This is a genomic window from Rhodobacteraceae bacterium M385, from assembly GCA_025141835.1.
Classification (GTDB): Bacteria; Pseudomonadota; Alphaproteobacteria; order Rhodobacterales; family Rhodobacteraceae; genus Gymnodinialimonas.
Window position 1 is genome coordinate 928,732 of sequence record CP081102.1, and the last position, 13,875, is coordinate 942,606.

Here is a 13,875-nt window from a genome sequence, read left to right on the forward strand (position 1 = left end):
GTGCGTTCGCCCCCCAAGCGGAAGGCCATGCTGTGGCGGCAAACTGTCAGCTTCTTGCGTAAAAGCGCCGATGGCGTGCCACGGTGGTCTTGCCCTGCGAATAGCGCGAAAGAATCGCCTTCAAGTGACGGCGAAAAACCACACACTGCCACTCAATTACGACCTTCATGCCATAGAATAGCCACCAAGCGATGCGACAAGGCCCACGCACCTTCAATAATGTGACCCCTAATGCGCACGCCACTTGTACTATTACTTCTGTCCCTTGCCTGTTCTGGCATCTCCATCGTGGCATTCGGTCCGGTGTTAACTCTCCCCCTCGCGATCTCCCTGTTGGCGGCAATCGCGGCCGCCTTTTTGGCCCTGAAAGCTGGATTGCGCCGCGCGGCACCCGCATTGCCGCAGCGCCAGGTGGAACAGCCGCAGCCGTTGAAGTCACAGCTGAAATCGCGCCGGAACCGCAGCGTCAACCGCAAGGCTGATACCCTTGTGAAGTCCGGCGCCTTGACCCGCCCCGAGCCGCGGGTCGTGGTGGATGGTTCGAACGTGATGCATTGGAACGGAGAGGTGCCGCGCTTGGACACGCTGCAAGATGTTTTGGCGCAGTTGCAGGAAATGGGCTACCGCCCCGGCGTGATCTTCGACGCGAACGCGGGCTACAAGCTGGGTGATCGCTATCTGGACGACGCAGATTTTGCCAAGCTGCTGAACCTGCCCGGCGATTGCGTCGTCGTTGTCCGGAACGGAGAGCCCGCAGACCCAACCATTCTTGCCGCCGCGCGCGAGCTGAATGCCAAGGTCATCACCAACGATCGCTTCCGCGATTGGGCCAAGGACTTCCCCGAGGTGGCAAAGCCCGGCACGCTCATCAAAGGCGGCTACAAAGCCGGGGCATTGTGGCTGGACGATAGCGCCTTGGTCGCCTGACCCCGGTTTCCCGTGGGGGCGGCGATTTGGGGCCTACATTGCGCAGGCCCCTTTTTTTAGCGCCGAGAGCTTCCGGGCCGCGCTTTGCCTCCGCGCATTCCGCCGCGCCCCCCGGTGCTGCGGCCGCCGGCCTTCGCGGCATCTTCCACAGCGGCGTCGACTGCGGATTGTCGTGCCAACGGATCATCAGCAATCGCCAGCTCAACGGCCTCCAGCCGCTTCACCTCATCGCGCAACCTTGCGGCTTCCTCAAACTCGAGGTTCTCGGCGGCTTTGCGCATCTTCTCTCGAAGACCATCAAGATGGGCTTGCAGGTTGGCCCCCACCAGCGGTTTTTCGACCTTGGCTGTGACGCGGCTTTGGTCCGTGTCGCCTTGGTAAACGCCCAGAAGGATATCATCGACGTTTTTCTTGATCGTGGCGGGCGTAATGCCGTGTTCTTCGTTGTAGGCCAACTGCTTAACGCGACGACGCTCGGTCTCGCGCATGGCGCGTTCCATGCTTCCGGTGATCTTGTCAGCATACATGATGACACGACCACCGGCGTTCCTTGCGGCCCGGCCAATGGTCTGAATCAGTGAGGTTTCAGAGCGCAGAAAGCCTTCCTTATCGGCGTCCAGAATAGCCACCAACCCGCATTCGGGGATGTCCAAACCCTCGCGCAGAAGGTTGATCCCGATCAGCACATCAAAGGCCCCAAGGCGCAGGTCACGCAGAATTTCGATCCTTTCCAAGGTGTCAATGTCGCTGTGCATGTAGCGCACGCGAATGCCCTGTTCGTGCATGTATTCCGTCAGGTCTTCGGCCATGCGTTTGGTCAGTGTGGTGACAAGGGTGCGGTAGCCATCGGCCGAGACTTTGCGGACCTCGTCCAGCAAGTCATCGACCTGCATCTCAACGGGGCGGATTTCGATCACCGGATCAATAAGCCCCGTGGGGCGGATCACTTGTTCGGTGAAAACCCCGCCGGCTTGCTCCAATTCCCACGCGGCGGGGGTGGCCGAAACGAAGACAGATTGCGGGCGCATCGCGTCCCATTCCTCGAACTTCAGGGGGCGGTTATCCATGCAAGAGGGCAGGCGGAACCCGTGTTCGGCCAGCGTCATCTTGCGCCTGAAGTCACCACGATACATGCCGCCGATTTGCGGCACGCTGACGTGGCTTTCATCCGCGAAAACAATGGCGTTGTCGGGGATATATTCAAACAGGGTTGGGGGCGGCTCGCCGGGGGCGCGGCCCGTGAGATAGCGCGAATAGTTTTCGATCCCGTTGCAAACGCCGGTGGCCTCCAACATCTCCAGATCAAAGTTCGTGCGTTGCTCAAGTCGTTGCGCTTCCAGCAGTTTCCCTTCTCCGATCATCTGGTCAAGGCGGGCGACCAGCTCGGCCTTAATCCCCTTCATCGCCTGTTGCATCGTGGGGCGCGGGGTCACGTAGTGGGAGTTCGCGTAAATGCGGATCTTGTCAAAGGTGCCAGTCTTCTGGCCGGTCAAAGGATCGAATTCGGTGATCGTTTCCAGCTCTTCCCCGAAGAAAGACAGCTTCCACGCGCTATCTTCAAGGTGGGCGGGCCAGACCTCTAGGCTGTCACCGCGCACCCGGAACGTGCCGCGCTGAAACGCGGCGTCGTTACGGCGGTATTGTTGCGCCACCAGATCGGCGATCACCTTGCGTTGGTCGTATTCGCGCCCCGCGTGCAAATCTTGGGTCATCGCGCCGTAGGTCTCGACCGAGCCGATACCGTAGATGCACGACACAGACGCCACGATGATCACGTCGTCGCGTTCCAGCAGCGCGCGGGTGGCCGAGTGGCGCATCCGGTCGATCTGCTCGTTAATCTGGCTTTCTTTCTCGATGTAGGTATCGGAGCGGGCCACATAGGCTTCGGGCTGGTAGTAGTCGTAGTAAGAGACGAAATATTCCACGGCGTTGTCGGGGAAGAAGTTCTTGAACTCGGAATACAGCTGTGCGGCGAGCGTTTTGTTGGGCGCAAGAATGATCGCGGGACGTTGGGTTTCCTCGATCATCTTGGCCATGGTGAAGGTCTTGCCGGTGCCTGTCGCGCCCAACAGCACTTGATCACGGTCACCATTGCGGATGCCTTCAGACAGCTCTGCGATGGCGGTGGGCTGATCGCCCGCCGGTTCAAACTCGGTGTGCAAGACGAAGGGCTTGCCACCCTCCATCTTTAACTGCGCGCGCAGTTGGTCCACAGCGCGGCCGGTGTCGGGCATTTGCTCGGGCGAGTTGTTGTGCATGGGCGTCTCTCCTTACTCCATAGAATGGAGCCTTCGGGCGAAGCTGCAAGGGTCTAGGGTGTCAGTTAGTGACAGCATGGTGTCAGGAGACTGTCATGGTATGGCGGGCTGGAGGCCAGAAGTATGACCAAAAGGTTAGGGAAGTAAGGGCAATTCTTCGGACAATACCTTTGATCTGAAAGCGGCAAGAACGTAAACAGAACAGGCAAGCAGCAGAAGCGGTTGCCGGCCCTGGCCGTACCCACCCACCCCTCGCTCCACAGTCAGGGTTGGCAACCCCTTTCTCCCCCCCCCTCCCATAGCGCAATTCATTTTTCCTGGTCCTCAAACGGGCTGTGCTAGGCTTCGTTCATCTATTTCGTTGTCGGAGCCAGCGATGCACCGTGTCCTTTTGATCCTACTCGCAGCCTCCCAACCGGCTGTGGCCGATGCAGACCCGCCGCGTCCGGTCATGGGCGGCGCGGTGGAGGTCAGCGGCCCGGCCGAGATCGTGTTTGACTGGACCACGGACGCCTGCGAGGAACACCACATTCCCGACCTTCCAGTGCGCGCCTACCGCGATGGGGCGCAGGCCGATGGAGGCGTTAGCCTGATCCTTGGCCACCACTTAACCCGCCGTATGCGTGGCCCGGATTTCGATACCCTCGCCGTGGACTGTGAGATCCTCTTGTCGTCCACCCGCGCCCGCCACGCCGACCAGTTCGCCAACTTGGAATGGATCGCCGCCACCTATGCGCAGGGCGACATCGTTCACGCGCTGCTGCACAATGAATACCAAGGCAACCGCTACCCGGAATGCCAGACAGCGGATTATTTCAGTTGCTGGTACAACACGATCACCTACGCACGCTCGGACGACGGCGGCGCGAGCTTTCGCTACCCTTTTGCCCCGCCCGCGCATTTGGTCGCCTCCATCCCCGAGCAATACGCCCCGGATGAGGGCATTTTCGGCGTCTTCAGCCCATCCAACATCATCGAACACGGCGGCCATTTCTACGCGTTCTTCAAGGTGCAAACCTACCCGCTGGAGTCGCAGCATACTTGCCTGATGCGGACCGCCACGCTGGAAGACCCAGACAGTTGGCGGTTTTGGGACGGGGCAGGGTTCAATGGTATTTTCGCCGATCCCTACCGCGATGACCTGCGTGCCTTGCGCGCGACGACCTGTACGCCCATCGCCTTGCCGCAAATCGCCCAGATGTACGAGGGGGTGACGTGGAACACTGTTCTTGACCGGTTCATTCTGGTGGGAACCAGCAGCGATCCTTCGCGCATCCCAAACCCCTATGGCTTCTATTATGCGCTGTCCGAGGACCTTATAACTTGGGAGATGCGCCAACCGCTGTTGGAGGTGCGCCTGCCTTGGCGCGCCACCGGGCGCGACACCGTCTATCTTTACCCAACGCTTATCGATCACGACAGCGACAGCGCGAACTTTGAGACGACGGGCGCGTCTGCACACCTCTATTTCACCCGGCTCAACTTCGGCTCCGGCGACCTGGACAGGGATTTGATGCGGCTGCCCGTGACAATCCGCAATCCCGAGTGATTTTGGCGCATTGATCTGGCTCGCGCCTTTGCCCATAAAGCCAGCAATCAGACTCGGAGATCACGATGAGCGCACGTATTTACAAGCCCGCAAAGACCGCCATGTCCTCAGGCACTGCTAAAACCAAGGACTGGGTGCTGGATTTTTTGCCGGCACAGGCGCGCCGGATTGACCCGCTGATGGGCTGGACCTCATCGTCTGACATGGACAGCCAAGTGCGTTTGCGGTTCGAGACAGCGGAAGCGGCCAAGGCCTATGCGGCGGATCACGGAATTGAGGCGGTTGTTCTAAAGCCCAAGTCCCGCAAGCCCAACATCCGCCCGGGCGGCTACGGCGAAAACTTCGCTACCAACCGCCGGGGTGCGTGGACGCATTAAGCGCCACTAACCGCCTGTTTTCCTAGCGAAGAACGCGTTTCAGACCTGCCTGAAGCCGCAGGAGCGGTGCCTTGTAGTCTGCCACCATTTCCGCGGCATTGGGCTGTGACGCCGCCGCCCCCACATTCACCGCAGCCACCACTTGGTTGTGGGCGTTCAGCAGGGGCACGGCGATAGAACGGAGCCCCATTTCAACCTCTTGATCTATAACGCAAAAGCCTTGGGCTTGGATCGCGGCTAGTTCGGCCAAGATCGCCGCCGGTTCGGTCAAGCTGTTGGGCGTGCGCGGGCTGAGGTCGGACCGTTCCAGCGCGGCGCGTTGATCCTCAATAGGGAGGGCCGCCAAAAGCACGCGCCCCATCGACGTGCAATGGGCGGGCAAGCGCGACCCCGGCAATAGCCCGATGGACATCACCCGCCGTTGCGCGGCGCGGGCGAGGTAGACGATTTCGGTATCATCAAGGATGGAAACGGACGTCGATTGCCCGATTTGATCCGAGAGTTGGTCCAGCCAAGGTTGAACGATCTGCGGCAAGGGCAGCGCCGCCAATGCCCCCATCCCAAGTCGCAGAATGCGGGGCGTGGGGGTGAAAAACTTCCCGTCGAACTCCGCGTATCCCTGCGCGTGAAGCGTCAGTAGGCATCGCCGCGCCGTGGCGCGATCCAGCCCCGTGCGCCCTGCCACGTCGGATATCGTAAGCCGGGGGCTTTCGGCCCCAAAGCACTCGATCACCTGAAGCCCCTTGGCGAGCGATGCGATTGTATCTGTAGATTTGTTCACCATGCGCACAGACTGATCCTTGATCTGAACAAAGGTCAACATGCGAACGAAATCTCTGGAACACGGACCCAAAGGGTCGCTAGGCCTTCGGGTGAAGGAGAACGCGAGATGGATAAAACCCTAGGCAGCTTGGTCGAGGCCGTGGCCCAGATACCCGATGGCGCAACGGTGATGATCGGCGGATTTGGCGGCTCTGGCGCGCCGATTGAACTTATTCATGCGCTGATCGACCACGGGTCAAAGCACCTGACGGTGGTGAACAACAACGCAGGCAATGGCCATGTTGGTCTGGCAGCACTGATCGAACAGGGCCGCGTCGACAAGCTGATCTGTTCGTTCCCCCGCTCCGCCGATCCGAGCGTGTTTGTGGAAACCTATCACGCTGGAAAAATCGAGCTGGAAATCGTGCCCCAAGGCACCTTGGCCGAACGCATTCGCGCCGGCGGCGCGGGCATCCCGGCGTTCTACACCCCCACCGCCTATGGCACCGAAGTGGCCGAGGGAAAGCATATCGAGGAATTCGACGGGCGCTTCTACGTGCGCGAACGCTGGCTGAAGGCCGATTTCGCGCTGATCAAGGGAGAACTCGGTGATAGCCACGGAAACATGACCTACCGCATGGCCGCGCGGAACTTTAACCCCGTCATGGCCATGGCCGCGACAACCACCATCGCGCAGGTCTCTAAAATCGTGCCCTTGGGGGGGATTGACCCGGAACATGTCATCACGCCGGGTATTTTCGTGTCCCATGTGGTCGAGGTCGCAAACCCCGCCCAAGAAGAAACGCTGAACCGGGCGGAGGCCGTTTACCCATGATCGACATCTCAGACATCAAACTGTCCAACGCGCAGATCGCATGGCGCGCGGCGCAAGACATCGAAGACGGCGCCTATGTAAACCTTGGCATCGGCTTCCCAGAGATGGTGGCGCGGTTCCAGCCCGAGGGGAAGCAAGCGATATTCCATACCGAGAATGGCGTGCTCGATTTCGGTGAAGCGCCTGCGCCGGGGGATGAGGATTGGGACCTGATCAACGCGGGCAAAAAGGCGATTACCCTGAAGCCCGGCACCGCGTTCTTCCACCACGCCGACAGCTTCGCCATGGTGCGGGGCGGGCATTTGGACCTTGCCGTTTTGGGTGCCTATCAAGTGGCGCAAAACGGAGACTTGGCCAATTGGTCCACGGGCAAGGGCGGTATTCCGGCCGTGGGCGGCGCGATGGACCTTGTGCAATCGGCCAAGCGTATCGCGGTGCTGACCGATCACGTCACCAAGAAAGGCGCGCCAAAATTGGTGGAGGCCTGCACCATGCCCTTAACCGGCGTGGGCTGTGTCACACGCATCTATTCGTCTTTGGCTGTTGTGGATGTGGTCGACGCCCGCTTTATTCTACGAGAGAAAGTCCCGGCCATTTCCATGGACGATTTACAATCTTTAACTGGCGCGCCGCTTCATGGGGAAGCGGAGGTGCTCGATCTAATCTGCCCGGAGGAACTGGCATGAATGACGTCTTTATCTGCGATTACACGCGCACGCCCATTGGCCGTTTTGGCGGTAGCCTGTCGTCAGTTCGCGCCGACGATCTGGGTGCGATCCCTATCGCGGCGTTGATGGCGCGCCATGATATTGATTGGGCCGCGGTCGAGGAAGTCTACTATGGCTGCGCCAACCAAGCGGGCGAAGATAACCGCAACGTGGCCCGCATGTCGGCGCTACTGGCGGGCCTGCCGGTGGAGGTGCCGGGCACCACGATGAACCGCTTGTGCGGGTCTGGCATGGATGCGGTGATCGCGGCGGCGCGGGCCATTCGGTCCGGCGAAATGGACCTTGCTATTGCGGGGGGCGTCGAAAGCATGTCGCGCGCACCTTTCGTAATGCCTAAGGCGGAATCCGCGTTCAGCCGGTCCAACGCGGTCTATGACACCACCATCGGTTGGCGCTTTGTTAATCCGGTGATGAAGGCGCAATACGGCGTCGATTCAATGCCTGAAACGGCCGAGAACGTGGCCGAAGACTTCGGCATTTCCCGCGCCGATCAGGATGCTTTCGCTTTGCGTTCCCAAGACCGTGCGGCAGCGGCCATCGCGTCAGGGCGTTTGGCAAAGGAGATCACCCCGGTCACGATCCCACAGCGCAAGGGCGACCCGAAGGTCGTGGACACGGACGAGCATCCTCGCGCCACGACGCTGGAAGTTTTGGGAAAGCTCAAGACCTTCGTCAAAGCCGATGGGTCGATCACGGCGGGCAATGCCTCGGGCGTGAACGATGGGGCGGCGGCGTTGATCTTAGCCTCGGAAGCGGCGGTTAAGGCACACGGGCTAACGCCGTTGGCCCGCGTGTTGGGCGGGGCGACCGCTGGGGTTGCGCCGCGGATCATGGGATTCGGGCCAGCGCCCGCGTCCAAGAAGCTGATGGCACGGCTTGGGCTCAGCACCGACGATTTCGCCACCATTGAATTGAACGAGGCGTTTGCCTCGCAAGGTTTGGCGACGCTGCGCGATCTGGGGATTGCCGACGATGACCCACGGGTGAACCGCAACGGCGGCGCGATTGCGCTTGGCCATCCCTTGGGCATGTCCGGGGCGCGGATCACAGGCACCGCGATCCATGACCTCAAGTCCGGCGAAAAGAGCCTTTCGACCATGTGTATCGGCGTCGGTCAGGGCATCGCCATCGCGCTAGAGCGGGTCTGAAGCGCCATTCTGCACCAAACACAGTCGGAATGGGCGGGTTACAGCGGTAGCCCGCCCATTTCCGTTAAGATCGCCAAAACCTCGTCCATGCCTTCCCCGTGGCGCAGGGCGCAGAACACGTAGGGCCGTGTGCCACGCATTTTGTCGCTATCGCGTTTCATCACCTCTAACGACGCGCCGACATGGGGGGCGAGGTCGGTCTTGTTGATAATCAGCAAGTCGGATTTCGTGATCGCGGGTCCGCCCTTGCGGGGGATTTCCTCGCCCGCGGCCACGTCAATCACATAGACGGTCAGATCGGCCAGTTCGGGGCTGAAGGTGGCCGACAGGTTGTCGCCCCCGCTTTCGATCATCACCACTTGCAGGTCTGCGTGGCGCTTCTCCAACTCGGCAATCGCGGCCAGATTGATCGAGGCATCTTCCCGGATCGCCGTATGGGGGCACCCGCCGGTCTCCACTCCGATAACTCGGTCTTGGGGCAGGATCTGCATCCGCATCAACGCCTCGGCATCTTCCTGGGTGTAGATATCATTGGTGATGACACCGATGGAAAGCTGCGGGTGCAGCGCCCGGGCCAAAGCGGCGGTGAAGGTCGTTTTGCCAGCACCCACGGGGCCTCCAATGCCAATACGAAGCGGTCCATTAAGTTTGGTCATGAACGGAAAATCCTTGGCTGAAGCGCCTCGTGGCGCATGGCGGCAATGTCAGAGAGGAACGCGGTGCTTTGCAGGTCATCCAGCGTCGCGGTTTCGGTTTCTTCTACGATGGCAAGGCAGAGCGGTGTCAGGGCGGCCAAAACGGCCTGTCCCTCGGTCTGGCCCAAGGGCACGGCGCGTACGGCAACGGACACAAGGTTGCTGGTAAAGGCGTGTAGGTACATCGCGGCGGTCGTGGTCACGTCAATGTTCAAGGCTGCACTGGCGGCGCCAACGGCCACGGGGTAGGGAAAATCCGCGGCGTCGCCGCCCCAAATGGCGGCGGCGGTTGTGCTGAATGCTGTGCCTTGCAGGGTCGTTTCCATCACGCGCTCCGCCGAGCCACAAAACGCCCGCGCCGTGGCACCGATCTGCGCAAGGTCATCAGGTGTGGGGGCTGCATGGGCGGCGCGTAGCAAGATGCAATCGTTGCGGCCCGTGCCGTGGCGCAAGACATCCTCTAGCCAAGTCTGAAGCCCCTCAGAGGTGGCGATTGTGCCATCGTGAATGGCAGTCTCTAACCCATGGGAATAGGCGAATGCCCCCACCGGGAAGCTTGGGGAAAGCCATTGGGCCAGCGCCAGAATGTCGCCTTCAATGGGCATGGGCCGTGGCGACATGTTCGTGAGAGTGCGTGCGCCCGTGCCCGTAGGCGCCACCTTCTGGCGTGAAGGGCAGGGTCACGGGGGCGACGGTCGCGCCGAGGTGTTCGAGCATGTGGCCAATAACCGGATCAGCCTGGATCAACAGATGATCCGCCGCAATCTGGCAGGGGGTGTGCCGGTTGCCCACGTGCCACGCAAGGCGCACCAAGTCCGGGCCGGTGATGCGAAAAAGCGCCTCGGACGCGGCGACGATTTCCACCATCGTCCCGTCGTCTAGTTCCAGCGCATCGCCATGATCCAGCGACGTGGTTTGGGGCAAGTCCACCAGAAACGGGCGGCCCTTGGCGGTGGTCAGCCGTTTGCGACGCAAGAACCGCTCGGCGTAATCGAGTTCGCACAGCTCCGTCGGGTCGGCCCAATGGCCTCTGCGGTGCAGGGTTTGGGCGATGGGAAGGGATGTCATGGAGCCTCTCAGAATAGGAAGTAGCGTTGGGCCATCGGCAAAACCTCTGCCGGTTGGCAGGTAAGCAGTTCGCCGTCGGCGCGGACCTCGTAGGTTTCGGGATGCACCTCAATCTGGGGCAGGGCGTCGTTCAGGATCATGTCGGCTTTACCAATGTTGCGGGTGTTTTTCACCGCAATCGTCTGCTTGCTGAGGCCAAGGGTGTCCCGCAAACCATTTGCCTGCGCAGCCTCGGACACGAAGCTGACAGACGTATGCTGACGCGCCGAGCCAAAGGCCCCAAACATCTGCCGCGTGTAGACCGGTTGCGGCGTCGGGATAGAGGCGTTGGGGTCACCCATCTGCGCCACAACAATCGAGCCCGCCATCAGAACCATTTCCGGTTTCACCCCAAAGAACGCCGGGTCCCACAGCACCAGATCGGCCCGTTTGCCGATGCTGATATCGCCCAAAACGTGGCTTACGCCTTGGGCAATGGCGGGGTTAATCGTGTATTTCGCGATGTAGCGGCGCACCCGCAAGTTGTCATTCTCTCCGACCTCATCGGAAAGCCGCCCGCGCTGTTTCTTCATCTTGTCGGCGGTCTGCCAGGTGCGGATCAGAACCTCGCCCACACGACCCATGGCCTGGCTGTCGGACGCGATGATCGAGAACGCGCCCAGATCGTGCAGGATATCTTCTGCCGCAATCGTTTCACGGCGAATGCGGCTTTCGGCGAAGGCGATGTCTTCCGGGATGGATTTGTCGAGGTGGTGGCACACCATCAGCATATCCAAATGCTCCTCCAACGTATTGGCTGTGAACGGCCGCGTGGGGTTGGTGGAGGACGGCAAGACATTGGCATCACCGCAAATCTTGATGATGTCCGGCGCATGGCCTCCGCCCGCGCCCTCTGTATGGAACGCGTGGATCGTGCGGCCCTTCATGGCGCCCACGGTATGTTCGACAAAGCCGGATTCGTTCAGCGTGTCGGTGTGGATCATAACCTGCACGTCCATGTCGTCGGCCACGGACAGGCAGCAATCAATCGCGGCGGGCGTGGTGCCCCAATCCTCGTGTAGCTTCAGGGCACAGGCCCCGCCTTTCACCATCTCAACCAGCGCGTCGGGCTGGCTGGCATTGCCTTTGCCCGACAGGCCGATGTTCATCGGGATGCCATCAAAGCTCTGCAACATCCTCCCGATGTGCCAGGGGCCGGGGGTGCAGGTGGTGGCCAACGTGCCGTGGGCAGGTCCGGTGCCGCCGCCAAAGCAAGTGGTCACGCCTGAATGCAGGCTGTCTTCCATCTGCTGCGGGCAGATGAAGTGAATGTGGCTGTCCATGCCGCCTGCCGTCAGAATACGCCCTTCGCCAGCAATCACCTCGGTGCCGGGGCCGACGATGATATCGACCCCCGATTGCGTATCGGGGTTGCCCGCTTTGCCGATGGCGTGGATCAACCCGTCTTTCAGCGCCACGTCGGCTTTGTAGATGCCTGAATGGTCCACGATCAGCGCGTTGGTGATTACGGTATCCACTGCGCCGCCCGCACGGGTGACTTGGGACTGGCCCATGCCATCGCGGATCACCTTGCCGCCGCCGAACTTCACTTCTTCGCCGTAGGTGGTCAGGTCGCGTTCAACCTCGATAATCAGGTCGGTATCGGCAAGGCGCAGCTTGTCACCGGTCGTGGGGCCATACATAGCGGCATATTGCGCGCGGGGAATTTCTACGGGCATTTACAGCGCCCCCATGATCTGAGCGTTGAAACCATAGACGTGCCGACGTCCGCCAATGGGGATCAGATGCACCTCGCGGCGTTGGCCGGGCTCGAACCGCACGGCGGTGCCCGACGCAATATCGAGCCGCAACCCACGCGCCGCGTCACGGTCAAAATCCAACGCCGGGTTGGTTTCGGCAAAGTGGTAATGGCTACCGACCTGCACGGGGCGGTCGCCGGTATTGGCCACGACAAGCGTGACCGCTTCGGCTCCGGCGTTCAGGGTAATCGCCCCCTCGGCAGGAAGCAATTCGCCGGGGATCATTTGCGGCACCAAGCGATGTAAGCCACCGCTGCCGCGCCAAGGAACAGCCCGCCCAGAAGTGGCATCCAAAACGGGTCGCCCGCGTGGTGATGAATAGCGCCAGTGCCATGGGCAGAGGCGGCGCTGGCAGCCAGAAGAAGGGGGAGGGCGGAAAGGACGGTTTTCATGGTGAGGTCTCCTTGAGCGGGATCAGCGAATTGGGTTGTGAACGGTGACAAGCTTGGTGCCGTCGGGAAAAGTTGCCTCGACCTGCACGTCGTGGATCATCTCGGCGATGCCTTCCATGCATTGATCGCGGGTGATGACGTGGCCGCCGGCCTCCATCATATCTGCGACCGAGCGACCATCGCGGGCGCCTTCCACCACCGTATCGGTGATGAGTGCGATGGCTTCGGGGTGGTTCAGTTTCACCCCCCGCGCCAATCGCTTGCGGGCGACCTCTGCGGCCATGGCGATTAACAGTTTGTCTTTTTCCCGTGGCGTAAGTTGCATGGGCTAAAGCCTCCAAGACATGGGTAAAGTGTTGTTGTTCAGGCGCTCCAGCACGGGGATCAGCACGCGGCGCAACTCTAGGCTGTCGGCGGCGAGAAGCCGGATCACCAGCAGATCTTCGGCCAAAAGGCTGGCGCCCGCAGTGGGGGGCAGGGCGGATTGAATTGCGGGGAAATGGGCGGCGGCATCAGGTGACACCATCACAACGCTGGCCATGGCAGTGGCCCCTGCCGCCGTGGCAGGCCGTTGCAGAAGCGACGCAAAGTTGCCGCCGAGGTTCATGCCATCAATGTAAAGTGGTTGGCCTGCGCGGGTGATCGAGATCCGGTCTTGGAACCGCGCATCATGCAGGGCTTCGCCCATGGCGGTGCGGCCAAAGACAATCGGTTCCACCAGCAGAAGTTGCGCGTCTGCTTGAAGAGAGACCGTAAGCCTGCGGCGTAGATTGCAGCGTTCAAACAGGATTAATTCCTGCGGGAGCCAATTCAGGCGCCCCCCCGCTTGGACGTCGAGTTCGGTGGTCAGCGTCCCGACCTCATCGCGTTGGGCGCGGTAGGCACGCTCTGCCGCTTGGGTCGTCAGGGTCAGGGTCGCACCCGGCTCGACCGCGACGTTTAAACCAAACTGATCGCCCCCCGTGATGCCGCCCGCTGTGTTAACCATGACAACTTCGATGTCCGATGTCGGCGTGCGGGGGAACACCAGCTTCGTGGAGCCCGATTGACGGAGGTTCTTTAACCGCGTGCGCCCGCCCTTATCGGCGCAAACCGATAGCGTCCCGGACCCAAGGGCCCGAGGCTGCGCCGCATTGGCGGCGGCTGTAGGTATGGCGGTGTGCAGGGTGATCGGACGCTCCCGAGGGTTATCGTAACGGTCACTTTCTGAGCATAGGACGCCGTGTTCTTGCAGCGTGCATGGCCGGAATTGGCCCCGCTCGGCGGCGAGGGGCGCATTTTTGGGCGATGCATAGGAGATTGCCTAAAATTTGTGCGGCGCGAATACTGTCATGCGC

The 13,875-nt window shown here is 61.1% G+C and carries 16 protein-coding genes; 6 read left to right on the forward strand and 10 right to left on the reverse strand.

From position 1 onward, the window contains the following. The first annotated feature begins 231 nt into the window (after positions 1-231). Positions 232-927, forward strand: a complete 696-nt coding sequence (locus tag K3728_04540) for a hypothetical protein (GenBank protein UWQ96508.1) — start codon at positions 232-234, stop codon at positions 925-927. A 56-nt stretch (positions 928-983) separates the two neighbouring features. Here the strand turns inward: K3728_04540 and uvrB are convergent, their stop codons facing one another. Next, the gene (uvrB, locus tag K3728_04545; GenBank protein ID UWQ97448.1) at positions 984-3,161 is read right to left on the reverse strand and encodes an excinuclease ABC subunit UvrB; all 2,178 of its coding nucleotides are present in this window, start codon (positions 3,159-3,161) and stop codon (positions 984-986) included. Between the two features lie 400 nt (positions 3,162-3,561). Here uvrB and K3728_04550 point away from each other — a divergent pair, with 400 nt between their 5' ends. Together K3728_04550 and K3728_04555 are read left to right on the forward strand one after the other, a co-directional pair. After that, entirely contained in the window at positions 3,562-4,734 is a 1,173-nt protein-coding gene (locus K3728_04550; GenBank protein ID UWQ96509.1) for a hypothetical protein, read from the forward strand. A gap of 65 nt (positions 4,735-4,799) precedes the next feature. Next, complete coding sequence (locus K3728_04555; GenBank protein UWQ96510.1) at positions 4,800-5,111, forward strand: ETC complex I subunit; 312 nt, start codon at positions 4,800-4,802, stop codon at positions 5,109-5,111. Positions 5,112-5,133: 22 nt separating this feature from the next. Here K3728_04555 and K3728_04560 read toward each other — a convergent pair whose 3' ends face one another. After that, on the reverse strand, positions 5,134-5,895 hold the full coding sequence (locus K3728_04560; GenBank protein UWQ97449.1) for a helix-turn-helix domain-containing protein: 762 nt from the start codon (positions 5,893-5,895) through the stop codon (positions 5,134-5,136). 105 nt (positions 5,896-6,000) lie between these two features. Between K3728_04560 and K3728_04565 the strand changes: the two genes are divergently transcribed. The 3 genes from K3728_04565 to pcaF are packed head-to-tail and all read left to right on the forward strand — an operon-like array spanning position 6,001 to position 8,584. Further along, positions 6,001-6,708, forward strand: coding sequence for a 3-oxoacid CoA-transferase subunit A (locus K3728_04565; GenBank protein ID UWQ96511.1), 708 nt, complete (start codon positions 6,001-6,003; stop codon positions 6,706-6,708). Positions 6,709-6,713: 5 nt separating this feature from the next. Further along, a complete protein-coding gene (locus K3728_04570) occupies positions 6,714-7,394 on the forward strand; it encodes a 3-oxoacid CoA-transferase subunit B (GenBank protein UWQ97450.1) in 681 nt (226 codons plus the stop codon). Further along, entirely contained in the window at positions 7,391-8,584 is a 1,194-nt protein-coding gene (gene pcaF, locus K3728_04575; GenBank protein ID UWQ96512.1) for a 3-oxoadipyl-CoA thiolase, read from the forward strand. Before K3728_04570 ends, pcaF begins: the two co-directional genes overlap by 4 nt. A 38-nt stretch (positions 8,585-8,622) precedes the next feature. On the opposite strand, the gene ureG is transcribed toward pcaF, so the two are convergent. The 8 genes from ureG to K3728_04615 are packed head-to-tail and all read right to left on the reverse strand — an operon-like array spanning position 8,623 to position 13,691. Continuing rightward, positions 8,623-9,240 (reverse strand): urease accessory protein UreG, encoded by a 618-nt coding sequence (gene ureG, locus K3728_04580; protein ID UWQ96513.1) that lies wholly within the window; start codon positions 9,238-9,240, stop codon positions 8,623-8,625. Then, the gene (locus tag K3728_04585; protein ID UWQ96514.1) at positions 9,237-9,884 is read right to left on the reverse strand and encodes an urease accessory protein UreF; all 648 of its coding nucleotides are present in this window, start codon (positions 9,882-9,884) and stop codon (positions 9,237-9,239) included. Before K3728_04585 ends, ureG begins: the two co-directional genes overlap by 4 nt. After that, on the reverse strand, positions 9,874-10,347 hold the full coding sequence (locus K3728_04590; protein UWQ96515.1) for an urease accessory protein UreE: 474 nt from the start codon (positions 10,345-10,347) through the stop codon (positions 9,874-9,876). Before K3728_04590 ends, K3728_04585 begins: the two co-directional genes overlap by 11 nt. An 8-nt stretch (positions 10,348-10,355) precedes the next feature. After that, positions 10,356-12,065 (reverse strand): urease subunit alpha, encoded by a 1,710-nt coding sequence (gene ureC, locus K3728_04595; GenBank protein ID UWQ96516.1) that lies wholly within the window; start codon positions 12,063-12,065, stop codon positions 10,356-10,358. Next, positions 12,066-12,371: an urease subunit beta gene (locus K3728_04600; GenBank protein UWQ96517.1), complete on the reverse strand. Its 306-nt coding sequence runs from the start codon at positions 12,369-12,371 to the stop codon at positions 12,066-12,068. It lies immediately after the preceding gene. After that, positions 12,368-12,538 (reverse strand): hypothetical protein, encoded by a 171-nt coding sequence (locus K3728_04605; protein ID UWQ96518.1) that lies wholly within the window; start codon positions 12,536-12,538, stop codon positions 12,368-12,370. Before K3728_04605 ends, K3728_04600 begins: the two co-directional genes overlap by 4 nt. Positions 12,539-12,560: 22 nt before the next feature. Continuing rightward, positions 12,561-12,863 carry an urease subunit gamma gene (locus K3728_04610; GenBank protein ID UWQ96519.1) on the reverse strand — a complete coding sequence of 101 codons (303 nt, stop codon included), beginning with the start codon at positions 12,861-12,863 and terminating at the stop codon, positions 12,561-12,563. Between the two features lie 3 nt (positions 12,864-12,866). Next, complete coding sequence (locus tag K3728_04615; GenBank protein ID UWQ97451.1) at positions 12,867-13,691, reverse strand: urease accessory protein UreD; 825 nt, start codon at positions 13,689-13,691, stop codon at positions 12,867-12,869. Positions 13,692-13,875 lie beyond the last annotated feature (184 nt).

Coding starts and splice junctions, on each gene's coding strand:
- ureG (UWQ96513.1), bottom strand. CDS start 9,240: ATGACCAAACTTAATGGACCGCTTCGTATTGGCATTGGAGGCCCCGTG.
- pcaF (UWQ96512.1), top strand. CDS start 7,391: ATGAATGACGTCTTTATCTGCGATTACACGCGCACGCCCATTGGCCGT.
- K3728_04610 (UWQ96519.1), bottom strand. CDS start 12,863: ATGCAACTTACGCCACGGGAAAAAGACAAACTGTTAATCGCCATGGCC.
- K3728_04590 (UWQ96515.1), bottom strand. CDS start 10,347: ATGACATCCCTTCCCATCGCCCAAACCCTGCACCGCAGAGGCCATTGG.
- K3728_04600 (UWQ96517.1), bottom strand. CDS start 12,371: ATGATCCCCGGCGAATTGCTTCCTGCCGAGGGGGCGATTACCCTGAAC.
- K3728_04560 (UWQ97449.1), bottom strand. CDS start 5,895: ATGGTGAACAAATCTACAGATACAATCGCATCGCTCGCCAAGGGGCTT.
- ureC (UWQ96516.1), bottom strand. CDS start 12,065: ATGCCCGTAGAAATTCCCCGCGCGCAATATGCCGCTATGTATGGCCCC.
- K3728_04555 (UWQ96510.1), top strand. CDS start 4,800: ATGAGCGCACGTATTTACAAGCCCGCAAAGACCGCCATGTCCTCAGGC.
- K3728_04565 (UWQ96511.1), top strand. CDS start 6,001: ATGGATAAAACCCTAGGCAGCTTGGTCGAGGCCGTGGCCCAGATACCC.
- K3728_04585 (UWQ96514.1), bottom strand. CDS start 9,884: ATGCCCATTGAAGGCGACATTCTGGCGCTGGCCCAATGGCTTTCCCCA.
- K3728_04550 (UWQ96509.1), top strand. CDS start 3,562: ATGCACCGTGTCCTTTTGATCCTACTCGCAGCCTCCCAACCGGCTGTG.
- uvrB (UWQ97448.1), bottom strand. CDS start 3,161: ATGCCCGACACCGGCCGCGCTGTGGACCAACTGCGCGCGCAGTTAAAG.
- K3728_04540 (UWQ96508.1), top strand. CDS start 232: ATGCGCACGCCACTTGTACTATTACTTCTGTCCCTTGCCTGTTCTGGC.
- K3728_04605 (UWQ96518.1), bottom strand. CDS start 12,538: ATGAAAACCGTCCTTTCCGCCCTCCCCCTTCTTCTGGCTGCCAGCGCC.